This is a genomic window from Streptomyces sp. NPDC004752 (assembly GCF_053601275.1).
Map to the genome: position 1 here is coordinate 1 of NZ_JBSGBN010000099.1, position 23,235 is coordinate 23,235.

At 71.9% G+C, this 23,235-nt stretch carries 21 protein-coding genes; 16 read left to right on the top strand and 5 right to left on the bottom strand.

Annotation, left to right across the window (positions count from 1 at the left end):
- Nucleotides 1-243 precede the first annotated feature (243 nt).
- Nucleotides 244-1,755, top strand: a complete 1,512-nt coding sequence (locus tag ACWEKM_RS32495; protein ID WP_451624845.1) for a helix-turn-helix domain-containing protein — start codon at nucleotides 244-246, stop codon at nucleotides 1,753-1,755.
- Between the two features lie 327 nt (nucleotides 1,756-2,082).
- Nucleotides 2,083-3,207, top strand: a complete 1,125-nt coding sequence (locus ACWEKM_RS32500) for an acyltransferase family protein (RefSeq protein WP_451624846.1) — start codon at nucleotides 2,083-2,085, stop codon at nucleotides 3,205-3,207.
- On the opposite strand, the gene ACWEKM_RS32505 is transcribed toward ACWEKM_RS32500, so the two are convergent.
- The 3 genes from ACWEKM_RS32505 to ACWEKM_RS32515 form a co-directional block, all read right to left on the bottom strand.
- Nucleotides 3,161-3,583 carry a YunG family protein gene (locus ACWEKM_RS32505; RefSeq protein WP_451624847.1) on the bottom strand — a complete coding sequence of 141 codons (423 nt, stop codon included), beginning with the start codon at nucleotides 3,581-3,583 and terminating at the stop codon, nucleotides 3,161-3,163. The genes ACWEKM_RS32500 and ACWEKM_RS32505 overlap by 47 nt on opposite strands.
- Nucleotides 3,584-3,719: 136 nt before the next feature.
- On the bottom strand, nucleotides 3,720-4,037 hold the full coding sequence (locus ACWEKM_RS32510; protein WP_451624848.1) for a hypothetical protein: 318 nt from the start codon (nucleotides 4,035-4,037) through the stop codon (nucleotides 3,720-3,722).
- 72 nt (nucleotides 4,038-4,109) lie between these two features.
- The gene (locus ACWEKM_RS32515; RefSeq protein WP_451624849.1) at nucleotides 4,110-4,643 is read right to left on the bottom strand and encodes a hypothetical protein; all 534 of its coding nucleotides are present in this window, start codon (nucleotides 4,641-4,643) and stop codon (nucleotides 4,110-4,112) included.
- Between the two features lie 421 nt (nucleotides 4,644-5,064).
- Here ACWEKM_RS32515 and ACWEKM_RS32520 point away from each other — a divergent pair, with 421 nt between their 5' ends.
- A complete protein-coding gene (locus ACWEKM_RS32520; protein WP_451624850.1) occupies nucleotides 5,065-5,973 on the top strand; it encodes a metallophosphoesterase family protein in 909 nt (302 codons plus the stop codon).
- Nucleotides 5,921-6,601, top strand: coding sequence for a 4'-phosphopantetheinyl transferase family protein (locus ACWEKM_RS32525; RefSeq protein ID WP_451624851.1), 681 nt, complete (start codon nucleotides 5,921-5,923; stop codon nucleotides 6,599-6,601). Before ACWEKM_RS32520 ends, ACWEKM_RS32525 begins: the two co-directional genes overlap by 53 nt.
- Before the next feature lie 119 nt (nucleotides 6,602-6,720).
- Here the strand turns inward: ACWEKM_RS32525 and ACWEKM_RS32530 are convergent, their stop codons facing one another.
- Nucleotides 6,721-7,956 (bottom strand): MFS transporter, encoded by a 1,236-nt coding sequence (locus ACWEKM_RS32530; protein WP_451624852.1) that lies wholly within the window; start codon nucleotides 7,954-7,956, stop codon nucleotides 6,721-6,723.
- 1,204 nt (nucleotides 7,957-9,160) lie between these two features.
- On the opposite strand from ACWEKM_RS32530, the gene fusA reads away from it, so the two are divergent.
- The 9 genes from fusA (at nucleotide 9,161) to ACWEKM_RS32575 (ending at nucleotide 19,268) form a co-directional block, all read left to right on the top strand.
- Nucleotides 9,161-11,236, top strand: coding sequence for an elongation factor G (gene fusA, locus ACWEKM_RS32535; RefSeq protein WP_451624853.1), 2,076 nt, complete (start codon nucleotides 9,161-9,163; stop codon nucleotides 11,234-11,236).
- A gap of 86 nt (nucleotides 11,237-11,322) precedes the next feature.
- Nucleotides 11,323-11,529: a DUF397 domain-containing protein gene (locus ACWEKM_RS32540; RefSeq protein ID WP_451624854.1), complete on the top strand. Its 207-nt coding sequence runs from the start codon at nucleotides 11,323-11,325 to the stop codon at nucleotides 11,527-11,529.
- Nucleotides 11,530-11,674: 145 nt separating this feature from the next.
- Nucleotides 11,675-12,211 carry a GNAT family N-acetyltransferase gene (locus ACWEKM_RS32545; RefSeq protein ID WP_451624855.1) on the top strand — a complete coding sequence of 179 codons (537 nt, stop codon included), beginning with the start codon at nucleotides 11,675-11,677 and terminating at the stop codon, nucleotides 12,209-12,211.
- Nucleotides 12,212-12,256: 45 nt separating this feature from the next.
- On the top strand, nucleotides 12,257-13,735 hold the full coding sequence (locus ACWEKM_RS32550; RefSeq protein WP_451624872.1) for an ABC transporter substrate-binding protein: 1,479 nt from the start codon (nucleotides 12,257-12,259) through the stop codon (nucleotides 13,733-13,735).
- A 3-nt stretch (nucleotides 13,736-13,738) separates the two neighbouring features.
- The gene (locus ACWEKM_RS32555) at nucleotides 13,739-15,520 is read left to right on the top strand and encodes an ABC transporter permease subunit (RefSeq protein ID WP_451624856.1); all 1,782 of its coding nucleotides are present in this window, start codon (nucleotides 13,739-13,741) and stop codon (nucleotides 15,518-15,520) included.
- 298 nt (nucleotides 15,521-15,818) lie between these two features.
- The gene (locus tag ACWEKM_RS32560; RefSeq protein WP_451624857.1) at nucleotides 15,819-16,373 is read left to right on the top strand and encodes a hypothetical protein; all 555 of its coding nucleotides are present in this window, start codon (nucleotides 15,819-15,821) and stop codon (nucleotides 16,371-16,373) included.
- 128 nt (nucleotides 16,374-16,501) lie between these two features.
- Nucleotides 16,502-16,942 carry a GntR family transcriptional regulator gene (locus ACWEKM_RS32565; RefSeq protein ID WP_351563506.1) on the top strand — a complete coding sequence of 147 codons (441 nt, stop codon included), beginning with the start codon at nucleotides 16,502-16,504 and terminating at the stop codon, nucleotides 16,940-16,942.
- Nucleotides 16,939-18,042: a DUF1648 domain-containing protein gene (locus ACWEKM_RS32570; RefSeq protein WP_451624858.1), complete on the top strand. Its 1,104-nt coding sequence runs from the start codon at nucleotides 16,939-16,941 to the stop codon at nucleotides 18,040-18,042. Before ACWEKM_RS32565 ends, ACWEKM_RS32570 begins: the two co-directional genes overlap by 4 nt.
- A 128-nt stretch (nucleotides 18,043-18,170) precedes the next feature.
- Nucleotides 18,171-19,268: an alpha/beta fold hydrolase gene (locus tag ACWEKM_RS32575; protein ID WP_451624859.1), complete on the top strand. Its 1,098-nt coding sequence runs from the start codon at nucleotides 18,171-18,173 to the stop codon at nucleotides 19,266-19,268.
- Nucleotides 19,269-19,345: 77 nt separating this feature from the next.
- On the opposite strand, the gene ACWEKM_RS32580 is transcribed toward ACWEKM_RS32575, so the two are convergent.
- Entirely contained in the window at nucleotides 19,346-20,110 is a 765-nt protein-coding gene (locus ACWEKM_RS32580; protein WP_451624860.1) for a CDP-alcohol phosphatidyltransferase family protein, read from the bottom strand.
- Nucleotides 20,111-20,217: 107 nt separating this feature from the next.
- Between ACWEKM_RS32580 and ACWEKM_RS32585 the strand changes: the two genes are divergently transcribed.
- From ACWEKM_RS32585 to ACWEKM_RS32595, 3 genes are all read left to right on the top strand, one after another.
- Nucleotides 20,218-21,192: a zinc-dependent alcohol dehydrogenase gene (locus ACWEKM_RS32585; protein WP_451624861.1), complete on the top strand. Its 975-nt coding sequence runs from the start codon at nucleotides 20,218-20,220 to the stop codon at nucleotides 21,190-21,192.
- Between the two features lie 118 nt (nucleotides 21,193-21,310).
- Nucleotides 21,311-21,709 carry a 6-pyruvoyl trahydropterin synthase family protein gene (locus ACWEKM_RS32590; protein ID WP_451624862.1) on the top strand — a complete coding sequence of 133 codons (399 nt, stop codon included), beginning with the start codon at nucleotides 21,311-21,313 and terminating at the stop codon, nucleotides 21,707-21,709.
- On the top strand, nucleotides 21,706-22,890 hold the full coding sequence (locus tag ACWEKM_RS32595; protein WP_451624863.1) for a glycosyltransferase family 4 protein: 1,185 nt from the start codon (nucleotides 21,706-21,708) through the stop codon (nucleotides 22,888-22,890). Before ACWEKM_RS32590 ends, ACWEKM_RS32595 begins: the two co-directional genes overlap by 4 nt.
- Nucleotides 22,891-23,235: the final 345 nt, after the last annotated feature.

Here is a 23,235-nt window from a genome sequence, read left to right on the forward strand (position 1 = left end):
ACGACGGTGGCGGCGGCGCCGATGAGACGGGTACGGGAGTTTCGGATGCCGGACATGGTGCCGTGCCCCTTCGCTGTTCGGGTGGGTGTGGTGCTTGGATGACTGGAGCTTGTGGGGTGCTCCGTCCCAGTCGCCACATACGGCGGGCAGTTGGGGACGCTGGAACGCCGGAACAGGCTCTGAGCAGGGGGAATATAGTTCCCCTGGAACGCTCGAACGGGACACGGTGCGAGGGAGGAACGGGTGTCAGGGGCGGCAGAGGCCGGGGAGACGGAGCGGTTCGCGAGGCTGCTGCGGGAGCTCAAGGACCGTTCGGGACTCAGTTACGGGGCGCTGGCCAAGCGGCTGCACATGAGCACGTCGACGCTGCACCGCTACTGCAACGGCACCGCCGTCCCCAATGAGTACGCGCCGGTGGAACGTCTCGCACGGGTGTGCCGGGCAACACCGCAGGAGCTGGTGGAACTGCACCGGCGCTGGATCCTCGCGGACGCGGCACGGGGGCGCAGGGCGGAGCAGTCGGCGGCGATGCGGGCGGGGGCGGGCGGCACCACCGGCACCCCCGCCGATTCCACCCCGGCGAAGGATTCGCCCCCGGAAGCCGGTTCGGCCGGGGCGGCTCCCGCGGCCGGTGCGCCGCAGACGGCGGACACCGGAACGGCCCCGGCTCGCCCCGCGGCATCGCACGGGCAGGACGCGACATCGCATGGACAGGACGCGGCATCGCATGGACGGGACCGGCACGCCGAGCCGAGTGAGCCGAGTGAGTCGGGCGGGCCCGGTGAGCCCGGTGAGCCGGTTGTCGTCGGCGTCGCACGAGGGCCCGCGCGGCTACGACGCCGTCGTACCGTGCTGATCTCCTCCGCCGCGGTGGCCGCCGTACTGGGAGCTGTCGTGCTCGTCGTGCGTCCACTGTCGGGCGGGGGCGGGGACGATGCCGGGGGCCGGTACGCGGGCGACACCACCATGATCACCGGCGCGGCCGACGCCAAGGAGCCGACCGCCGCGTCGTCCCCGAGCGGGCAGAGCCGCACACCGTCCGCGTCGGCGTCCGCCTCCGCCACCAGGTCCGGCGCCCCGGGCGGCGGCAAGCAGGGCGCGACGGCCGAGCCCACCGGCGGCGGTGCCGGCACCAGCGGCGGCGGCACGGGCACCGTCGGCATCCCGCTCACCGTCGGCACCCGCCCCTATGTCTACGACAGCCCGTGCAGCCAGCGCTTCCTGGTCGACAGCGAACCCGAGCAGGTCGGCCCGCCCGCGAGCGAGCAGGACGCGCCGCGCTGGGCCGCCGCGTACGGTGCGGTCTCCTCGGACGAACAGCGGGTCGCTCTCACCGTCCAGGGCACAGGAGCGGACACCGTCGTCCTGGAGGCGCTGCACGTACGCGTCGTCGCCAAGGGCGCGCCACTCGCCTGGAACGACTACTCGATGGGCGTCGGCTGCGGCGGCGGCGTCGAGACCAAGTCGTTCGACGTCGACCTGGACAACGGCAGCCCCACGGTCACCATCAAGAACGGCCAGCGCGACTTCCCGTACAAGGTCAGCGAGTCCGACCCGGAGGTCTTCTACGTCACCGCCCACACCAAGGCGCACGACGTCCGCTGGGACCTCACCCTGGACTGGTCCAGCGGCAGCCGTCGCGGGACCATCCACATCGACAACAGCGGCACCCCGTTCCGCACCAGCGCCGACGTCGGCCGTCCCGGCTACGACTACCCGCTGGGCGGCAGCGACTGGATCGAACGGGTGGGCTGACGGGCCTCGGCCGGGCCCGCCCGGGAGCCGGGCCCGGGAGTGACACGGCAGCGCTGAGGGCGAGGCACGTACTCGCCGTCCGCGACACGCGGATCGCGTCGGCCCGTTCGTTGAGCAGCTCGGCTGGAGGCCACGTACCAGTCACCGTGGACGGCGCCGCCGTGCTGCCCGGCGTACCACCAGGGAGGCGGGTCGGCTGGGACGGTGCCCGGAGGAAGAGGTAAGACGATTTCAGTTGATGCGAGCCATCCGGTCGGCAGCGCTCTCGATGTGGCCGCCCCCGTCGGCCGGGAGGAGAGGGCGAGCGGGGCACACCTCCCTCGGCAGGTGCCGGGCCTGGACGGTCTCCGGGGCCTGGCGGCACTGTATGTGGTCCTGTTTCACTGCTGGTTGTACACCTTCCCCGGCTATCCCGACAGTTCGGCGCCGCCATGGCTGGACGGGCTGATGTTCGGGCGCCTTGCCGTCGTCTTCTTTCTGGTGCTGTCCGGATTCTCCCTGGCGATCTCCCCGGCGGGTCACGGCTGGCGGTCGGGCGGCGTCGGCCGGTTCCTGCGTCGACGCGCTTGGCGCATCCTGCCTCCGTACTGGGCGGCACTGGCCATGAGCCTGATCATTTCGTGGTTCGTGGTGCCGGCTTCGCACTTCGGGCCACCTACCGGCGAGTCAATTCTGGTGTACGGCCTGGTCGTTCAGGACATGGTCAGCGCCCCGACACCGAATGGTGCCTTCTGGTCGATCGGCGTGGAGACCGAGCTCTATCTCCTCTTTCCCCTTCTCCTGTTCGTCCGGCGACGGTGGGGCGCGGCGGTCCTGGTCGCGTGCGTGACGCTTCCGGTGATCGCCCGTGGGCTGATGGCGGTTGACGCAAACCCCGTGGAGGGTGACAACTGGCTCGCTCCGCATCTCGCTCCCGTATTTGTTGCAGGCGTGATAGGCGCTGGAGTGGTCACTGCGTCGGACAGGGTCCAACGCCTGCCATGGGGATGGCTCACTGTCCTGGCCGCCCTGCCCGTCCTGGCTCTTGGTGTCATCCAGGGTTCTGTCTGGACGGTGCACCACTACTTCTGGGTGGATCTCGCCGTCGCTCCTGCCATGGCGATGCTTCTCGCCGCGGTCGCCACCGGCAGACCCGCCGTCCTCATACGGCTCTTGACCATGCGGCCCGTTCGCGGCCTCGGTGACTTCTCCTACAGCCTTTACCTGATCCATCTGCCGATCGTCATGGCCGTAATCCGCCGAGTGGCCCCGCATTTCGTGTCGGCCGGCCTGCCCACATTCTGGTTCACGATGATCCTGGGCCTGCCGGTTTCGCTAGGCGCGGCATGGCTGTTCTCCCGGATCTTCGAGATGCCGTTCAAGCGCAACAGGTCCTGGACATCCATGATCACACTGGGCCGTTCTGTCACCGTCCGGCCGCGGAAGCGGACACCGTTTCGCGCTCCTGGTTGAGCTTCTCCAGGACACGGTCGCGGAGGAGTACGTACTCCTCGCGCAGCCTGCGCCACTCGGAGAGGGGAGGGCGAGGTATGACGATGCCTCCGGTGACGATCTCCTCCGGCCGGAACTGCTCCCGGGTGAGGTCGATCTCGATGCCCATGCCGAGGCGGTTCCACCAGTGGTAGTCCACGCGTTCTTCCTTCACATGGACTTCGCCGCGGATCAGCTCCCCTCCCAGGAGGTCGTTCAGCACCATGGCCGTCACACCGCACTGATCCCGGGCCGGGTTGTCCGGCGTCCAATGCGGCCGGAACTCAGGCGTGCATGTGTCGGCACTCCAGCTGCTGCGCATGGCTCGCTCGATGTCAGTGAGAAGCAAAGTCGTCATGCTGCCGATCCTCTCAGCCGCCACTGACAATGACCCCCCTCGCAAGGAGTCGATCGTCAACGGCGGGGTGGCTCGCAAGGCGAGGGTCCGTCGGGGAGGGACTGGCCGGTAGGGAGCGGTACGGGGCGGTACGGGGCTACGGATCCGTGTCCTCGCCGGATGCGGACAGCTCCCAGCCGACGTCCCAGACGTACAGGTTGCCGGTCGGAGCCCGCCGCCAGGACGTGCTGCCAGTCGGCGGACATGTGCACCGACGCCACGGCGCACCGTGGCCTTCGAGCCGGCCGACGCACTGGCCCGAGGCCAGGTCCCACAGCCGGATCACATGGTCCGTACCCGCGCTGAGGACGAGGCCGCCGGCGGGTACGGTGTGTACGGACCGGATGAACCCGCCCATGCTTCGGACGTCGAGACGGCGGACGAAACGTCCGGTGGACGGCTGCCGTACGGTCACGCCCTCTGCGGTGTCGAGGGTGCCTTGCGCTGACCGATCCTCCGGCTGCGTGACTCGGCCCGCAGGGTGCAGCTAGCCGGTCCAGCCCGTGCTGGTCAGTACCTCGTGGGCGATGTCCGTGACGGTGCGGCCGTCCGTCGGTAGCCGTACCGTCTCCGCAGCGGCCTGCTCGTCCAGGAGGCGGGCCTTGCGGGCGCTGTTCTCCAGTTCCTGGTGCAGCTCGGAGCCGAGTTCCCGGCGCACCAGCCGCTCGCGCGTGGTGGCGTCGGAGGCGGTGAGGAGGACCCGTACGATCCGTGCCCCGGGACCCAGGGCCCGTTCGAACATCCCCGTCGACTCGGGCAGCACACTCAGCGTGTTCGTGTAGAGGAGGCGACGGTAGCCGCGCCGGGCGAAGTTCGCCCACACCGCGGTCAGGTTGGCCTCGGTGATCTCCGCGCGGTGCGGGTCGCCCTCCGGGGCCGGATGCACCTGTCCCATGAAGTCGCCGTCGATGACAGCGTGCGGGACCGCGGCGGTCCTCAGTAACGCCGACACCTCCCACCCCACCGTCGTCTTGCCGACTCCGGCCCGTCCTCCGATGAGCAGTACCTCCGCGTGCGTCATGGAGGCAGCGTGCCATCCCGCCTCCGGATCACGCGATCGGATATACGTCCTCGTCCGAGTCGGCGGGTGGGATCATCCGGCGGGCCGCGTGAGGCCGGGTGGGGTCATGTTCGTGGTGGTACGTGTCCTGCGTCCGTGGTCACGATGACTGTCGCGCCGACGCCCGCGCGTGCTCCAGAGGCTTGGTCGGTGCGGCGTCGGGCTTTGTTGGTGCGGCGTCGGGCGGCGATGCCGTATGTCGTGGGTGGCCCGTTCACCCCGGTCCGGAACCCGCGGGTCCATGCACCCGGCCGGCGGCCGGACCGCCCGGGTCACCGGTGAGTTCCCGCCGCGACGCGTGCCGGCTTGATCCCGGCGGGCCTTGCCCGGCGGGCGTCCGACGTGGTCTGGTGGAGCCGTCGCTTGATCGGAGGGATGACGGGTGGATTCGTCGGCCGGGAGGACCGGCGGGTTGCTGGCCATCAGTGACCTGCACGTGGGATATCCGGAGAACCGGGCCCTCGTGGCCGGTCTGCGTCCGGAGTCGGATGCGGACTGGCTGATCGTGGCGGGCGATGTCGCGGAGACGGTGGCCGACATCCGCTGGGTCCTCAAGACCCTGGCGGACCGGTTCAGCCGGGTGCTGTGGGTCCCGGGCAACCACGAGCTGTGGACGCATCCCAAGGACGAGGTCACGCTGCGCGGAGTGGCGCGCTACGAACATCTGGTCGCGCTGTGCAGGGAGCTGGGCGTGACCTGCCCGGAGGACCCGTATCCGGTGTGGGAGGGGCCGGGCGGCCCGGTGGCCGTGGCGCCGCTGTTCCTGCTGTACGACTACTCGTTCCTGCCCACCGGATGCGCCACGAAGGAGGAGGGGCTCGCCTACGCGCACACAACGGGCATCGTGTGCAATGACGAGTACCTGCTGCACCCGGACCCCTACCCGAGCCGCGAGGCCTGGTGCCGGGCGCGGGTGGCCGAGACCGAGCGTCGGCTCGCTGAGCTGCCGGACGGGCTGCCGACGGTGCTCGTCAACCACTATCCGCTGGAGCGGCATCCGACGGACGTCCTGTGGCACCCGGAGTTCGCCATGTGGTGCGGCACGCGGCTGACCGCCGACTGGCACCGCAGGTTCCGGGTCGAGACCATGGTCTACGGCCATCTGCACATCCCGCGGACCACCTGGCTGGAGGGCGTACGCTTCGAAGAGGTGTCCGTGGGCTATCCCCGTGAGTGGCGCAAGCGTCCGGGCCCGCCCGGCCGACTGCGCCGAATTCTGCCGATGGAGGTCGGATCCGGTGATCGAGGAGCTGCTCCCGGACTCGGTCGTGGCCGTGGACATGCACGGTGACGACGGGATCGAGGAAGCCCCGCTCTACCCCGAGGAAGCGGCGCTCATGGCCCAGGCCGTGGCCAAACGGCGCCGAGAGTTCTCCGCCGTGCGCGCCTGCGCCCGGCAGGCCATGGAGAAGCTGGGTGTGCCCGCGCAGCCGATCGTGAGCGGCGAGCGCGGCGCCCCGCGGTGGCCGGCCGGTCTGGTCGGCAGCATGACCCACTGCGACGGCTACTGCGGCGCGGCCCTGGCCCGCGCCACCGACCTCGCCTCCCTCGGCATCGACGCCGAGCCGCACGCCCCGCTCCCCGACGGCATCCTGGAGTCGGTGTCCCTCCCGCAGGAGCGGCGCCGGCTGACCGAACTGGCCGCGGCCCGGCCCGGCGTGCACGGGGACCGACTCCTGTTCAGCGCCAAGGAGTCCGTCTACAAGGCGTGGTTCCCGCTCACCCGGCAGTGGCTCGACTTCGCCGAGGCCGATATCGAGATCGTCCCCGACCCCGGCGGCGGCCCGTACGGCGTCTTCCGCGCGGCACTCCTTGTCCCCGGGCCGCTCCTGAACGGCCGTCGGGTCACCGTCTTCGACGGGCGTTGGGCGGTACGGCGGGGTCTGGTGGCCACGTCGGTGACGGTCTCGCACGTGTGAACCGGGCGGGGCTCGGCCGCCCACATGCCTGGCCTCGGCTGTTGGGTGTTGGCCGCCCACATGCCTGGCGCCGGTCGGCAGGTGCGGGCGGCCATGTGTGCGGGCCCGGTCGGCGGGTGTCAGCTGGGCAGCTCGCCGAGGGCCGGTTGCTTGCGTCGTGTCGTGACCAGCATCGCCCACAGCGAGAAGACCAACGGTATGGCGCCCGAGATGATCACCTGGCCGCGGCTGGAGACCAGGTTGTTGGGCGTGCCCAGCAGATAGCCGAGGCCGATGCAGGACCGGGACAGCGCCTGGTAGCAGGCCCAGGCGCTGCCATGTACCTCGGTGGGCACACGCGTGTGCACCGCGTTGCGCAGCCCGACGTTGCACGCGCCGTTGCCGAAGCCGCCGAGCAGGAACAGCGGGAAGATGACCGCGGCCACCGGGACGATCCCGGCGAACAGCAGTCCCAGCGAGATGGCGAGCACCCCGCCCAGGATCAGCGAGGTATGCCGGTTCGCCCAGCGTGCGCGGCCCGCGAGCAGCGCCCCGGGGACGCTGCCCAGCGCCCAGGTCGCCAGGAACAGACCGAAGACGGTGTCATTGCCGTCGGCGACGTCGCGCAGATAGTAGACGCCCGCGACTACCTCGATGCTGGTGGCCAGCATCGCCGCGGCCAGGGTGGGCAGCAGCACGCCCACGACCGGCGCGTGCCGCAGCGCCTGATAGCCGTCCGAGAGCTTCGCGGCGGGTCGCCGCCCGAGCGTCACCTCGGCGGACCGGGGCACGGCCAGCGCGGTGCACCAGGCCAGGACGAGAAACGAGACCGCGTCGGCGCCGAGCAGTACGGACGTGCCCCACACGGAGTGCAGAAAGCCCGCCAGCGCGGGACCGAGCAGCCCCGCGGCCGAAAGACCCGCCGTGAGCAGGCTGTTGGCCCGGCCCGTGTACTTCTCCCCGGCCACCACGGGCAGGATCTTGAAGCCGGCGGCCACCGAGGCCACACCGGCCAGCCCGGCCACGGCGATCAGCGCCACCCGCAGATGGAAGGCGTCGACGGCGGTGGCCACGCCGAGCGTCAGCGCCTGGGCGACCAGCGCCCACAGGCACACGGCCCGGGCGCTGAGCCGATCCACCAGGGAGCCGATGAGGGGAGCGGCGACGATCGTGGGCACGAGGTCGGCGAGGAACACCTCCGTCACGCCGCCGGGGACGTCCCGGTGCGCCGCGTCGAGCACCATGCCTAGGGAGGCGAGCGAGTCGCCGACACGTGAGAAGAGCGTCCCGGCGATCAGGATGAGCGCGGGTGCCGGGACCAACGTCATCCGGTGCAGCACGGTGAACGGCGTCGTCCGCGACTTCTGCGTGTCCAATCGATTCCAATCCGTCCGCTTACGTGTCACCCAGAGGCTGCCTGCCGAACAGATTAGGCGGGTGCGCACAGCGAAAGGGCGTCCACCGGCCATCCGGACACACCACTGTCCGTGGCCTTCGCGGCGTGCGGTTTTCGCGCGTGAGTACCAGTTTCTCGGCCATGAGCGGCACTTCACCGGAAGTCCACATTCTCGATCCGGCAATCCGCCAGCACCCCGGGCAATGTCGTACACGGCGCCACGCCGCGCCCAAGCCGGAAGGGGTAGGACACAACATGCCGATACCTCCTCGGCGTTGACCGCACTTTTCGGCCAGATGCCGTTGCTGCACCGGTTTCCCCCGGTCAGCGCCGGTGGCCCGGCGCATCGGCCGGGAATCGGCGCGCCGGTCACCGATGGTTTGCCGAATCCCGTCGGACGAATGTCCGGAAAATGTAGGGCCGGGACGCGGAAGACCGGTCGCGAACCCTCCCGCGGGCCCCGGCGGCCGCGAATTCCGGGAGTTCGGGCTGGTTCGAGGAGGATCACGGAAGATCACGGAAGGCGGCAGAAGACAGCGGAAGGCAGCGGAGGACGGCGGAAGATGACGGAAGAATGGGATCGAAAGGGACTCCGCGGTACGTCCGGTGGAACCCGGGAATCTGGGAACCCGGGAACGCTGGAATCCGGGGAAACCTGGAATCCAGGGAATCCTCGTCGAATACGGCTGTGACGCCGCCGCGTTCCCACCGGGATGCGGTCGGCCCGTGGGTAAATCGGATGCGCCCGCTTCCCCGTCCTCCCTACACTCGCCACGACCGCGCGCCGCCGATCCGGACGGCGCGCCGCCGTGACCGCAGGACGCCACAGGACGTCACAGGACGACAGAGGGGAGCCCGGCCGTGCCCGCCCGCACTGCTTGCGCCGTTCCCCGTTCCCGCTACGACGTGATCCTGGTGTCCCCGGCCGCCCGGTGCCCGCTGCGCGGCCGGCACTGGACCCCGTGACCCACGGCTGAACGCCGCACGCATCGCCGCCCCTTCAGGGGGCCGTGGACGCGTGCCGCCCGTACGACGTACACCGCCGTATGCCGTATGCCGTATGCCGTATGCCGTATGCCGTATGCCGTATGCCGTATGCCGTATGCCGCCCGTCGGCCGACGGGCGGCCGGTGCACGGGGAATCGCGCCGCTCCTCACCCACCATCCGTGAAAGGCATCGGGCCGTGCGCACCGAACCGCACCTCACCTTCGACACTTCCCTCGCCGCCGTCCGCAACCTGGGCATCCTCGCCCATGTCGACGCAGGCAAGACCACCGTCACCGAGCGGATCCTGTACACGACCGGGACCATCCACAAGCGCGGCGAGGTCCATGACGGCACCACCGTCACCGACTTCGACCCCCAGGAGCGCGACCGCGGGATCACCATCTTCGCCGCGGCCGTCAGCTGCGCCTGGGACGGTCACCGGATCAACCTGATCGACACCCCCGGCCACATCGACTTCGCCGACGAGGTCGAGCGCTCGCTGCGCGTGCTGGACGGCGCGGTCGCCGTGTTCGACGCCGTCGCCGGGGTCGAGCCGCAGAGCGAGTCCGTGTGGCGGCAGGCCGACCGGCACGGCGTACCGCGGCTCGCCTTCGTCAACAAGATGGACCGCGCGGGCGCCGATCTGGACGCGGCCGTCGAGTCGATCCGGCACCGACTGCACCCGGCCCCGCTCGTCCTGCAGCTGCCGATCGGCACGGAGGACGCGTTCACCGGCGTGGTCGACCTGCTGCGGATGCGCGCCCTGGTGTGGGCCGACGGCGACGGCAGTGCCACGCAGGGGCCGGTGCCCCCGGGACTGGAGGAGGAAGCCCGAAAGCGGCGCCGGCTGCTGGAGGAGGCGGTCGCCGAACTGCACCCCACGGCGATGGAGGAGTTCTGTCTGCACTCGGCCGTGTCCACTCTGACCCTGGCCGCCGCCCTGCGCGAACTGACCCACAGCGGGGACGGCGTGGTCGTGCTGTGCGGTGCCGCCTACCGCAACCGCGGCATCGAACCGTTGCTGGACGCGGTCGTCCGCTATCTGCCCGCGCCGTCGGACGTGCCCGCCGTAAGCGGCACGCACGACGGGACGCGGCAGACGCGGGCCGCCGACCCCCAAGCCCCGTTCGCGGCACTGGCGTTCAAGGTGAACGCCACCGCCACCGGGCGGCTGACCTACGTACGGATCTACTCCGGAACCGTCGAGAAGGGAGACACCGTGTGGGACCCGGGCACCGGGCGCACCGAGCGCGTCGCGCGGATCCTGCGGGTCATGGCCGGCCGGCACGCCCCGCTCGACCGGGCGGTCGCCGGTGACATCGTCGCCCTCGTCGGCCTCCGGCACGCCCGCGCCGGTTCGACCCTGTGTGCCGCGGACGCCCCGCTGGTCCTCGAACCACCCGCCTCCGCCGACCCGGTGGTGTCCGTGGCGGTGGAGGCCCGGCGTGGCACCGACGCCGGACGGCTGGCGGCGGCGCTGGCCCGGCTCGCCGAGGAGGACCCCTCACTGGTGGTGCGGACCGACCCGGAGACCGGCCAGACCGTGCTGTCCGGCATGGGCGAACTGCACCTGGAGGTCGCGGTGGAGAAGATCCGCCGGGACGGTGGTCCCGACGTCGCGGTCGGCCGCCCGCGGGTCACTCATCGGGAGACCGTCGTCCGCGGGGTGTCCGGGCTGGTGTTCCGGCACGTCAAACAGGACGGCGGCGCCGGGCAGTTCGCCCATGTCGTACTCGACGTGGCGCCGTCGGCCGGCGAACCGGGCACGCTGGGCTTCGAGTTCCGCTCCACCGTGGCCGGCGGGCGCGTGCCGCGGGAGTACATCCGCGCGGTCGAGGCCGGCTGCCGGGACGCCCTGGCCGAGGGCCCGCTCGGCGGGCACCCGGTGACCGGGCTGCGGGTCACCCTGACCGACGGCGCCACCCATGTGAAGGACTCCTCCGAGATGGCCTTCCGCACCGCCGGCCGGCTCGGGCTGCGCGCGGCCCTGCGCGCCTGCGCGCTGGTCCTGCTGGAGCCGGTCGCCGAGGTCACGGTCACCGTGCCCGAGGACGCCGTTGGCGGGGTGCTCGGCGACCTGGCGGCACGCCGCGGCCGGGTCACCGCATCCGCGGCCCGGGGCGGCGCGGCGGTACTCACGGCCACCGTGCCGCTGGCCGAACTGTTCGGCTACGCCACCCGGTTGCGCAGCCGCACCCAGGGCCGGGGCACCTTCACCACCCGCCCCGCCGGCTACGCGCCGGCACCCGGGTCGCCGGATCGGGCCCGCTGACCCGAGGCGGACGGCGGCGGCAGCCCCGCCGCCGTCCGCGCCCGGCCCGTCGAGTGTCCGAAGGGGTCTTCGATGAGGGGAGACACATGAGCATGCAGCACAGCAAGGCGGCTGTGCCCGAAACCGCTTGGACCAAGAGCAGTTACAGCGGCGCTGAGGGCGGCGAGTGCGTCGAGGTCGCCGCAACCCCCGGAGCCGTTCTCGTCCGAGACTCGAAGCGGCCCGCAGCAGCCGGGCTCGCGTTCGATGTCGAAGCGGGGGCCGAGTTCGTGTGGATGGCTCTCGGACGCTGAGTCGGAGACCGTATGACCCATCGGTGCCCGGTGCGCGCGTGTCACCGGGCCCCGTCTCTGTCACAGGTCCTCCAGACCCGGCGGCCCCGGCGGCCCCGGGGGAGCGGGGTGATCGACGCCCAGGCTTAATGCATATGATGTGCAAGTGCGTGACATCATCATCAGGAGTGCGGGGCCGGAGGACATCGGAGGGGTTCGAGGTGTGATGCTCGACACCGTCTACCGTGACTTCGGCACGGGGTACGTGTCCCGGTGGCACGAGGACATCGTGGACCCGGTGGGGGCCTATGTCGTCCCCGAGCGGCACACGCTGCTCGTCGCAGTGGAGGCGTCCGGCGGGGATGTCGTGGCGACCGCCGCGCTCGACTCGCGCGGGCCCGCGCATCCGCCCAACCCGTCGGGGCTGGCCGCGCGTTACCCGTCCGGGCGGACCGCCCAGCTGCGGCGGGTGTATGTGCGGCCCGGGTATCGCAGGCGCGGGCTCGCCCGGCGGCTCGTCGGGGAGTTGCTGGCCTTCGCCGCGGCGGACGGCGGCTACCGGTCCGTGTATCTGCACACCGACCCGGCCGTGCCCGGCGCCGAGGCGTTCTGGCGGTCGCTCGGGACGGTCGTGCACGACGAGCGTGCGGACCCGGGCGGGGGACAGCGGATCGTGCACTTCGAGATACCGATGGGCCGGTGAACGATGCGGCTCCGTTCCCCTGCTCCCCCTCGCCGCCCGCGCCGGATGCGGGCGGTCTGCGGTGTGCTCCTCGCTCCGGTCCTGGCCGGGTGTTTCGCCTCCGGCGGGGACGCACAGGAAGGTGACGCGAAGGACGGCCGGCGGCTCCGGGTCGCGCTCGCCTTCCCGCCCGCCGAGCGGCTCACCCCGTACGGCGCCGACGCCACCATCCTCAGCCGGCTCGGGGTCACCGAGGGGCTGACCGCGCTGGACGGCAACGGGGCCGCGGCGCCCGCGCTCGCCCGGTCCTGGCGGCAGGACGGCGACCGCGCCTGGGTGTTCACGCTGCGCGAGGCCACCTTCCAGGACGGCGGCGATGTCACCCCGGCCGCCGTCGTCACCGCCCTCACCCACGCCACCGAGGCCAGACCCGCACCCGCCGCCCTGTCCGGCGTCACGCTGACCGCCACGGCCGAGGGCGGCCGGAACGTGCGCATCACCACCGGCCGGCCCGACCCGATCCTGCCACTGCGACTGTCCAGCCCGAGCCTCGCCGTCCTGTCCCAGAAGGCGTACGGGCCGGACGGCGACGTCGACCCCCTCGGCACCGGCACCGGCCCCTTCGCGCTCACCAAGGTCACCGGCGCCACCGCCGCCACCCTCGACCGGTTCGACGACTACTGGGGCGGCCTGGCCCAGGCGCCCGGCATCGACGTCCGGTTCATCGCCGACGGCACCGCCCGCGCCAACGCCCTGCGCACCGGCGAGACGGACATCGCCGAGGCGATCCCCGTCGCCCAGGCCGCCGGCCTCGACGGGCCGACGCGGCGCGAGACCGCGACCACACGGACCACCAGCCTGCTCCTCAACAGCGCCTCCGGCCCGTTCGAGGACCCCGCCCTGCGGGCCGCCGCCCGCGCGGCCGTCGACACCTCGGATCTCGCCGAGGACGTCTACGAATCACACGCCGACCCCGGCGCCGGCCTGTACGGGCCCGCCGTGACCTGGGCCGACGGCAAGCACCTCGAACCCGTCGGCCGGGCCCGCCCGAGCCGACCGAACGGCGCCGCCGTCACCCTGGCCACCTACCACAACCGGCCCGAACTCCCCGAGGCCGCCCAGGTGTTGAAGCAACAACTGGAGCGGGCCGGGTTCCGGGTACGACTGGTGGTGCGCGAGTACGCACGGCTGGAGGGCGACGCGCTCGCCGGAAAGTTCGACGCGTTCGTCCTCGCCCGCAACAGCCTCGTCGACACCGGCGATCCCGTCGCCGTCCTCGCCGCCGACTACGGCTGCGACGGCGGCCACAACCTGGCGCGGCTGTGCGACAAGGACGTCGACCGGGCGGTCGCCGAGGCCGAGGCCACGGCCGACACCGTGGAACGGCAGGGCGCCGCCCTTGCCGCCGAGGCCGCGATCCTCGGCACCGACGCCGTCGTACCCCTCGTCCACCAGCGCGTCATCACTGGCGTCGGCACCTCGGTGAAGGGCGTGCTCCTCGACCCGTACGAGCGGACCCTCGTCGGCACCGGCACCCGGCGCTGACCCGTGAAGAGCGTGCTGTGGCGGGCCGGTCTCGCCCTTGCCCTGCTGTGCGGGATCGGCCTGCTGCCCTGGCTGACGCGCACCGACCCGGCGCTCACCGTCCTCAAGGCCCGCACCCAGGACCGGGCGCCCACCCCCGAGGTGCTCGCCGACATCAGGTCCCAACTCGGGCTGGAGCGAGGCCCGTTGCCGCTGCTCGGGCAGTGGCTGGCCGGGCTCGTCCGGGGCGACGCCGGACGGTCGTGGATCTCCGGCGCCGAGGTCGCCCCGGACGTCCTTCGGGCGCTCTCCATCTCGCTGCTGCTGATGGCGGTCGCCGGCCTGGTCGCCGTCTGCACGGCCGCCGTAGTGTGCGCCCGCACCCTGTACCGGCGCGGGCGGCACCGGCCCGGCGGCACCGGCTCCGCCGTGCTCGCCGCGTTCCCCGAGTTCCTCATCGCCTCCGTCCTGGCCACCGTCGTCGGCGTCCATCTGGGCTGGCTGCCCGCCCTCGGCTGGTACGGGCCGCGCTGGACGGTGCTGCCCGCGCTCGCCCTGGGACTGCCCGTCGGCGCCGTGCTCGGCCGGCTCCTCGACGATCTGCTGCCGGGCGCCTTCCACGAACCCTGGGCGCGGGCCGCCGCGGCCCGCGGACTGCCCGGCCGACGCATCGCCCGCCACGCGCTGCGCCGGTGTGTGCCCCAACTGCTGCCCAACGCGGCGCTGTTCGTCGTCGGGCTGACCGGCGGCGCCGTCGCGGTCGAGCAGATCTTCGACATCCCCGGCCTCGGCCGCAGCACCTTGCAGGCCGCCCTCGCCCAGGACCTGCCCGTCCTCCAGGCCGGTGCCCTCGCCCTGCTGCTGCTCGGCGCCGCCGCCTCGGGCGTCGCCCGCCTCGCGGCCCGGCTGCTGATCGGCCCCGCCCTGTGCGACGGTGCCCTCAGCACCCTGCACCGGCCTGCGCCGCCCGCCCGCTCCGCCCTGCCCCTCGTCCTCGGCGCGGCGCTTTTGTGCACCGTCGCCCTCGGCCTGCCCCGCGACCCGCTCCTCGTCAACACCGGCGAGCGGCTCCAACCTCCTTCCGCGCGGCACCCGTTCGGCACCGACGCGCTCGGCCGGGACCTGCTCGCACGCGTCGCACACGGCACCCTCGACACCCTGCTGCTCGCTCTCGCCGTCAGCGCCGCCGCCCTCGTCGTCGGGGTCCTGCTCGGAGCGCTGCCCGGGCTGTCCGGACCGCTCGTCGACACCGTCAACGCCGTACCGCCCGTCCTCGCCGCGCTCCTTGTCACCGCGGTGGCGGGCGACGGCCCCGGCACCCCCGCGCTCGCCGTGGCCGCGGTCGCCTGGGCGCCGCTCGCCGCGCACACCGCCGCCCTGCTGCGGCAGGAACGCGCCACCCTGCACATCGCGGCCACCCGCGCCCTGGGCGCCGGCGGCCGCCACCTGCTGCACCGCCATCTGCTGCCCGCCGTGCTCCCGCCCGTCGTCCGGCACGCCCTGCTCCGGTTGCCCGGCGTCGCCCTCGCCCTGGCCTCCCTGGGCTTCCTCGGCCTCGGCGCCGGGCCGCCTTCCCCGCAATGGGGACAACTCCTCGCCGAGAACCAGCCCTACGCGGAACGCGCGCCCTGGGCCGTTCTCGCCCCCGCGGCGCTGCTCGCCCTGCTCGGCGCGCTGGCGGTGACCGCCGCGGGCGGGCTACGGCGGCCGGGCCCGAAGTCCGGCACCGCAAAACCACCCGCGGCTACGGAAAGCAGCGAGCCGAGGAGGAGCAGTGGCTCGGCGAGATTGAAGGCATCGATATGACGCTGACCTTCGTCCGAACGAAGCAAGCTGACACCGCCCGACTCACTCACCGGCCACCCCTCTCTCCTGGTGGATCTCCGCGTCCCGGGCGGGGTGGTGGGGACACCGAGTTCGCGGATCAGCTCAGCAAGAGCGAAGGGACGCAGATGCTGATCGGCGCAGCGGTCAGGGAGCAACGAGCGGGGATCCGCGGTTCGTCTTGTCCCGGCTGGGGATCCGGGGTGGGGGGAGGAGTTCGGCGAACGGCGCTGGGCCAGACCGGCTTTCAGGACTTCGCATCCCGTGAATAATCCCGTGTGTGGACCAGGGACTTGCAGCGTTGCTCGGTGCAACGGTAGGCGTTCTCGGCACGGTTGCGGCGTCAGCGATCTCCAGTGGGTCGACTCGGCGGCAGTTGGAGGGGCAGGCCAAGGTCGAGCACTCCCAGTGGCGCAGACAACTTCGGCGAGACGCGTACAGCGCCTTCCTAGCCCCGGCCAACGAGTCGCGCAGCGCTCTGAAGATGGCCGCACGAGCCCTGATAGGCGATTCCCCGGATACGGCGGAGGCTGATCGGCGACTCCAGATCGCGCAAGATCAGTTGCTTCTGGTGCAGGCAGCTTGGGCCGGCCTCGCAGTCGAGGGGCCCGAGTCGGTGGAGCAGGCTGCCCACAGCGTCCACCTGGGGCTCCACTCGATGCAGACGACTCTTCTCGCCTGGCGCGACTCCTCGGGCGCCCCGGATCGCAACGTCAACTTCGTTGAACGTCACGCCGTCGAGGTGACTATGGTCTCCGAGCGCCTCGGCAGTTTCACGTCGGCGGCGCGAGCCGCTTTGGACGACACAGACCTTGCGTCGGGCAGGCGCAACTGAGGGTCCGGCACTGACTGCGACCCCGGTTGGAACATCCGAACGGAAACCGGCCTGGGCCCGATCTCCCTTGCCCTCACGCCACCTCGTGTTCTATAAAAGCTATAACAGAGCAACAGTGGGAGCGGGACATGATCCTCAGCCTCGACATGGACAGCGAGGTGCCTATCTACCAGCAGATCCGGGACCGTATCGTCGAGGCCATCGCCTCCGGTCAGCTCGTCGAAGGCAGCTCGCTGCCCTCGACGCGGCAGCTCGCCGTAGATCTGGGCATCAACTTCCACACCGTGAACAAGGCATACGACCTACTGCGACGCGAAGGACTGCTGCGGGTCAACCGCAAGAGCGGCGCCCTGGTGCAGCGCGACACCCGCAGCGGTCCGCCAGAACCGGGCTTCACCGCCGAGTGGGAGACCCGGCTTCGCACCCTGCTCGCCGAAGCGGTCGCCCACGGGACCGGCGACCCGGCGGTACTGGACAGCTGCCGCTCCGTACTCACCTCGTTCACGTCACCCGCGCCCGCTTCACGGCGCGCGAACCCCGGTGCAGAGCAAGGAGATTCAGCGTCATGAACAGTGCAGATGTGTTGGCCAACGTGTTCATGCCTGCCGTGTTTGCGGCAGTGGCGTGGTGGCTGCCGTCGCTGACCAGTCCGACCTTGCCCTTCGGGGTACGGAGCCCTGATGCGCGGGCGGACGCCCCAGAGATCGCCGAGCAACGGAGGCAGTACCGCCGGCAGGTCGCCGTGTCCGGTGCGGTGCTGATCACGGTCGGAGTCCTGGTGAGTTCCGTGTTCCGCTTCGACATGCCTGGCGTCATTCCCCTGCTGACCGTTGCCGCCTGCCTGGTGGCCTACAGCCGGGCACGGGTGGCGGTCATGGCGGTCAAGCGGCGTGAGGACTGGTACGGCGGGCTGCGGCAGGGCGTGGTGGCGGACACGGCGCTTCGCACCGATCCGGAGCGCTTGCCCTGGATGTGGGCCGTCCCCGCGTTGCTCGTCTGCATCGGTACGACGGTGGTGGGCGTCCTGCGTTATCCGTCACTGCCGGACCGCATTCCCGTGCACTTCACCGGCTCCGGAAGCGCTGACCGCTTCGCCGCCAGGTCGATCGGCACCGCATTCTTCCCGGTGTTCGTGCAGGCCGCGCTCACCGTGCTGCTCTTGGCGCTGACCTGGCTGTCCTTCCGGGCCCGCGCGGATCTCGACCCGGCGCGGCCGGCCGACTCCGCCCGCAGCCACCGCCGCTTCGCGGTTCGTACCGCCATCTCCCTTCTGCTGCTGGCGGCGTTCGCCGACCTGGCGCTGCTCGCCGGGGCCTGGGGGATGTGGCACGCGGACCAGCGGGTATCGCCGGCCCTGATACTGCTGCCCATCCTGGCCGGGCTGGCCGTGGCGATCGGTATCGCTGTCCGCACCGGACAGGGCGGCAGCCGACTGCCCGCGCACGACGGCACGGTGGCGGAGGAGAACACCGGCATGGTGCGGCGCGACGATGACCAGTACTGGCGTCTGCTCGGCTCGGTATACGTCAACCGGGCCGATCCCGCGTTGCTTGTTCAAAAGCGGTTCGGCATCGGCTGGACCGTCAACCTGGGCAACCCGCTGGGTGTCGTGCTGCTGCTCGGGCTCATTCTGGCCCCCGCGCTCATCGTGCTGCTCCTCGTCCACTGAGTGCGTTCGCCGACGGCCGACGGGTCATTGATCAGGCGTCCGGCCAGGGCGTGTTGACTCCGCACCGGCACACCACCATCCCCGGTCCTCTCACCCTCTCTCACCACTTCAGCTCATGAGGAGAACACATGCGTCTACGCACCCTTCGGCGCAGCAGGATGATCGCGGCGCTCACAGTGGCGGTCGCCGTCGTCACGGCCGGGCCGGTGTCAGGAACGACCTGGGCGTCCGCGACGCCCCGGACCGCCCTCGTACCCGCCGTGGACCGTGAGGTCCACTTCACCGCAGACGGCACCACCGCGTACGGCACGCTGCACATACCCGCCCACCGCGCGGGCCACAGGCTCGCCGCGGCGCTGCTGCTTCCCGGCAGCGGCCCGACCGACCGCAATGGCGACGAGCCGCCCGGCTTCACTCCCCACACCCTGGCCCTCATGGCCGACGTCCTCGGCGGCGACGGCGTGATGACCCTGCGCTTCGACAAGTACGGCACCGGGCGGACGGGCCTGGGCGGACGCACCAGCGCTCCTGACATGGCCGCCTACACGCGACAGGCCGTGGCCGCGTACAACACGCTGCGCGCCCAGCCCGAAGCCGATTCGCACGCGCTGCTGGTGGTCGGGCACAGTGAGGGCGGCCTGCAAGCACTGCTCGTCGACCGCGCCGTACAACCGAAGCCCGCCGGGCTCGCGCTCATCGCCCCGCAGAACATGCGGCTGCTGGACCTGGTCCGCCGCCAGCTGGCGGCCGAATTGAACCGGGCGGTCGCCGCAGGGCAACTCACCGCGCAGCAGGCGTGGTCGAACAACCACGGCGTGGCCAGGGCCATCTCGGACTTCCGCGCCCAGCGCCCGGTCGACACCTCGGGGCTGCTGCCGTCCCTCTCCTCCCTCCTCAAGGGCATGTTCGGACCGGTCAACGCGGATTTCGTCCGCAGCAATGACGCCCTCTACCCGCCGTCCGTCGCCCGAGGCATCGCGCACGGCACGCGTACGCTCGTCACCTGCGGCACCGAGGACACCAATGTGCCCTGCCGGACCATGCCTTCTCTGCTGTCGGCCCTTGCCGCCGCCCGCACCACCGGCCCAGGACTGCGGGTCCTCCCTGGACTCGACCATCTCCTTCACCCCGTCGGCACGCCGGTCAACGATGCGCTGATCGCCCCAGCCGCGCAGCAGAGCCTCCACGACTTCGTCCGTCCCTGGCGGCACGCCACACAGGGCTGAGGACCCCTCCTCCATACGTGCCTCGCCCGCCCTGCTGCCATGCCCGGCGTGGGCGTCCCACGGGTCCGCCGAACCGGTCACCGCCCGGCCGGTTCCAGTACCTTCGGGGCGAGGGTGTCCGGGACGGTGAGCCGTGTGGTCCGCCACAGCCACCAGACATCCCGGCCGAACGACCACACCAGCGAGCCAAGTGCCAGCAGCACCACGGCGAAATCGGCGGCGAGCGGCAGCAGCTGCGACCCCGCCAGCAGCAGACAGACGCCCTGCAACGCGGCGACCGTCTTGCGGGCGAACGACGGCGGCAGCGGGGCGTTCAGCCACGGCGCGACACGGGCCGCCGCGACGAACGCGTAGCGCATACAGCCGATCAGCAGTACCCACGGGCCCAGCCGCGTCGACACATACACGCTCAGTACCAGGATCAGGAACGCGTCGACCTCCATGTCGAAGCGGGCGCCCAGCGCCGTCGACGTACCGGTGCGGCGGGCGACCTTGCCGTCGACGCCGTCCAGGATCAGTGCCACCGCCGTGAGGCCGACGAGCAGGGTGAGCGGCGGCGCGCTCGCGAAGGAGTCCGCGACCAGTGCTGTCACCCCGCCGACCAGGGTGGCCCGGCCCAGGGTGACCCGGTTGGCCGGGCCGAAGGAGCGCAGCCGGGAGCGGTACAGCGCCCGGGAGAGCACCGCCCAGGTCGCGAACGCGAACGCCAGCCCCGTCAGCCAGCCCGCCGGCCCCATGCCGAACACCGAACCCAGCAGGACCAGCAGCAGGATCTGCACGCCCGCTCCTACGGCCGTCTCCTGCTGGACCAGCCTCGCGTCGTCAGTGATGTTCAGGGCCACGGCACACCCTCCGGCCGAGTGACAGAGTCGATCAGTGCCGCGTACTGTGCGCGGCCTGTGCACATCTCGGTACGTGAACAACTTCCCGATCGTTCAGGAGGATGCCGATGAACCGGTCCGCGCGTGCGTTCTGGCTCAACTCGCCGGGCCACGGGGAGTTGCGCGAGATCACCGTCCCCGAGCCCGCCGCGGACGAGGTCCTGGTGCGCACGCTCTACTCCGGAGTCAGCCGCGGCACGGAGACCCTGGTGTTCCGCGGCAAGGTTCCGAAGAGCCAACACGCCGTGATGCGGGCGCCGTTCCAGGAGGGCGACTTTCCCGGCCCGGTGAAGTACGGCTATCTCAACGTGGGCGTCGTGGAGCAGGGCCCGGACACCCTGACCGGACGCACCGTCTTCTGTCTGTATCCGCACCAGAGCCGTTACGTCGCTCCGGTGACCGCGGTCACCCCGGTACCGGACCGGGTGCCCGCCGGGCGGGCCGTCCTCGCCGGCACCGTCGAGACCGCCGTCAACGCCCTGTGGGACGCCGCACCGCTCATCGGCGACCGGATCGCGGTGGTCGGCGGCGGCATGGTCGGCTGCTCGGTGGCCGCTCTGCTGGCCCGCTTCCCGGGCGTACGGCTCCAACTGGTCGACACCGACCCGGCACGCGCCGCCACCGCCGAGGCCCTGGGCATCGACTTCGCCGCGCCCGACGACGCGCTCGGCGACTGCGACCTGGTCATCCACGCGAGCGCCAGCGAGCAGGGCCTGACCCGCTCCCTCGGCCTGCTCGCCGCCGAGGGCACGGTCCTCGAACTGAGCTGGTACGGCGACCGGCGCGTCACCCTGCCGCTCGGCGAGGCGTTCCACTCCCGGCGGCTCACCGTCCGCAGCAGCCAGGTCGGCTCCCTCTCCCCGGCCCGCCGCGCGAGCCGCGGCTACGCCGACCGGCTGGCCCTCGCCCTCGACCTGCTCGCCGATCCGGCCCTGGACGCGCTCATCACGGGAGAAAGCGCGTTCGAGGAGCTGCCGCAGCTGATGCCGAGGCTCGCGAGCGGGGAGATCCCGGCGCTGTGCCACCGGGTCCGATACGCCTGACCTGAGAAAAAGCGTGAGCGCCGACTGAACACGGGGAAACGAAGAGCCGTACTACATGACATCCCCCGGCCTTGGTCGGCGGGGGGAACCAGACGCGCCGCACATGGAGGGTCGTCCGTTGTTCAGCATCACCGTCCGCGATCACATCATGATCGCCCACAGCTTCCACGGCGAGGTGTTCGGGCCCGCGCAGCGACTGCACGGCGCCACGTTCCTCGTGGACGCGACGTTCCGCCGCGAGCAGCTGGACGACGACAACATCGTCGTCGACATCGGCCTGGCCACGCGGGAACTCGGCGCGGTCGTCAGCGAGCTGAACTACAGAAACCTCGACAACGAGCCCGACTTCGCCGGCATCAACACCTCGACGGAGTTCCTCGCCAAGGTGATCGCCGACCGGCTCGTCGCACGCATCCACCAGGGCGCCCTCGGCGAGGGCGCGGGGGGCCTGGCGGGCGTCACGATCACCCTGCACGAATCGCATGTCGCCTGGGCGAGTTACGAGCGTGGCCTGTGACCGACACGACCATCGGGCGGGCACCGTCCCTGACCTATGTGCCCGCGCAGCGCGCGGCCCTGAAGAACGTCGGGATCATCCCCATGTCCCTGCGCACCCTGCACTTCGTCATGCCGGGCGGTGTCGACGACCCGGCCTCGCCCAGTGGCGGCAACGCCTACGACCGGCGGCTGTGCCTGGACCTGCCCGGCTTCGGCTGGCAGGTCACCCGGCACACCGTGGACGGCGCCTGGCCCCGCCCCGGCGCCGCCGCCCGCGACGAACTCGCCCGTACGCTAAGGGAGTTGCCGGACGGCTCGGTGGTCCTGCTCGACGGCCTCGTCGCCTGCGGGGTCCCGGAGACGGTGGTCCCCGAGGCAGGGCGGCTCAGGCTCGCGGTCCTCGTCCATCTGCCGCTCGGGGACGAGACGGGCCTGGAACCGTCCGTGGCCGCGGACCTGGACGCCAGGGAACGCGCGGTGCTCCGGGCGGTGCCCGCGGTGATCGCCACCAGCGACTGGGCGGTCCGGCGCCTCGTCTCCCATCACGGTCTCGCCCCGGAGCGGGTGCATGTCGCCGCGCCCGGTGCCGACATCGCGCCGCTCGCCGTAGGCACCGACGGCGTCTCGCAGCTGCTGTGCGTGGCCGCGCTGACGCCGCGCAAGGGGCAGCACCGGCTGGTGGAGGCGCTGGCCGCGGTACGGGACCTGCCGTGGAACTGCGTGTGCGTCGGCGGTCTTCGCCAAGACCCCGTGTACGTCGACCATCTGCGGTCCCTGATCGAGCGGCACGGCCTGACCGACCGGCTGCACCTGGCGGGCCCGCGTTCCGGCGCCGACCTCGACGCCAGCTACGCCGCCGCCGACCTGATGGTCCTCACCTCGTACGCCGAGACGTACGGCATGGCGGTGACCGAGGCGCTCGCCCGTGGCATCCCGGTCCTCGCGACGGACGTCGGTGGCCTGCCCGAGGCGCTGGGCCGCGCACCGGACGGCGGAGTGCCCGGCATCCTCGTCCCGCCGGAGGACCCCGCCGCGCTCGCCGCCGAACTGCGCGGCTGGTTCGGCGAGGCCGATGTGCGCCGGCGCCTCAAGGCCGCCGCGCGGGGCCGCCGGGCGGCGCTCGGCGGCTGGGCGGCCACGGCCCGCAGCCTCGCGGGAGTCCTGCAGCGGCTTCCGGGTGAGTCTCGGAGGGCGGCATGAGCGGGGTTACCGCAGGAACTGGGGGGACAGGGGCCGGGCTTGGGGCGCGGGCCGTAGCGGGTGCGGGATCGACGAAGGGGGCAGTGACCATGACGGAGCCCGGCCAGCCGAGCCCCGCCGCCGGCGAGGGGGCCGGGCCTGCCATGGTCCGTGCGGCTACGGCTCGCAGCCTTGCGGGGGTTTTGCAGCGGCTTCCGGGTGAGTCTCGGAGGGCGGCATGAGCGGGGTTACCGCAGGAACTGGGGGGACTGGGGCCGGGCTTGGGGCGCGGGCCGTAGCGGGTGCGGGATCGACGAAGGGGGCAGTGACCATGACGGAGCCCGGCCAGCCGAGCCCCGCCGCCGG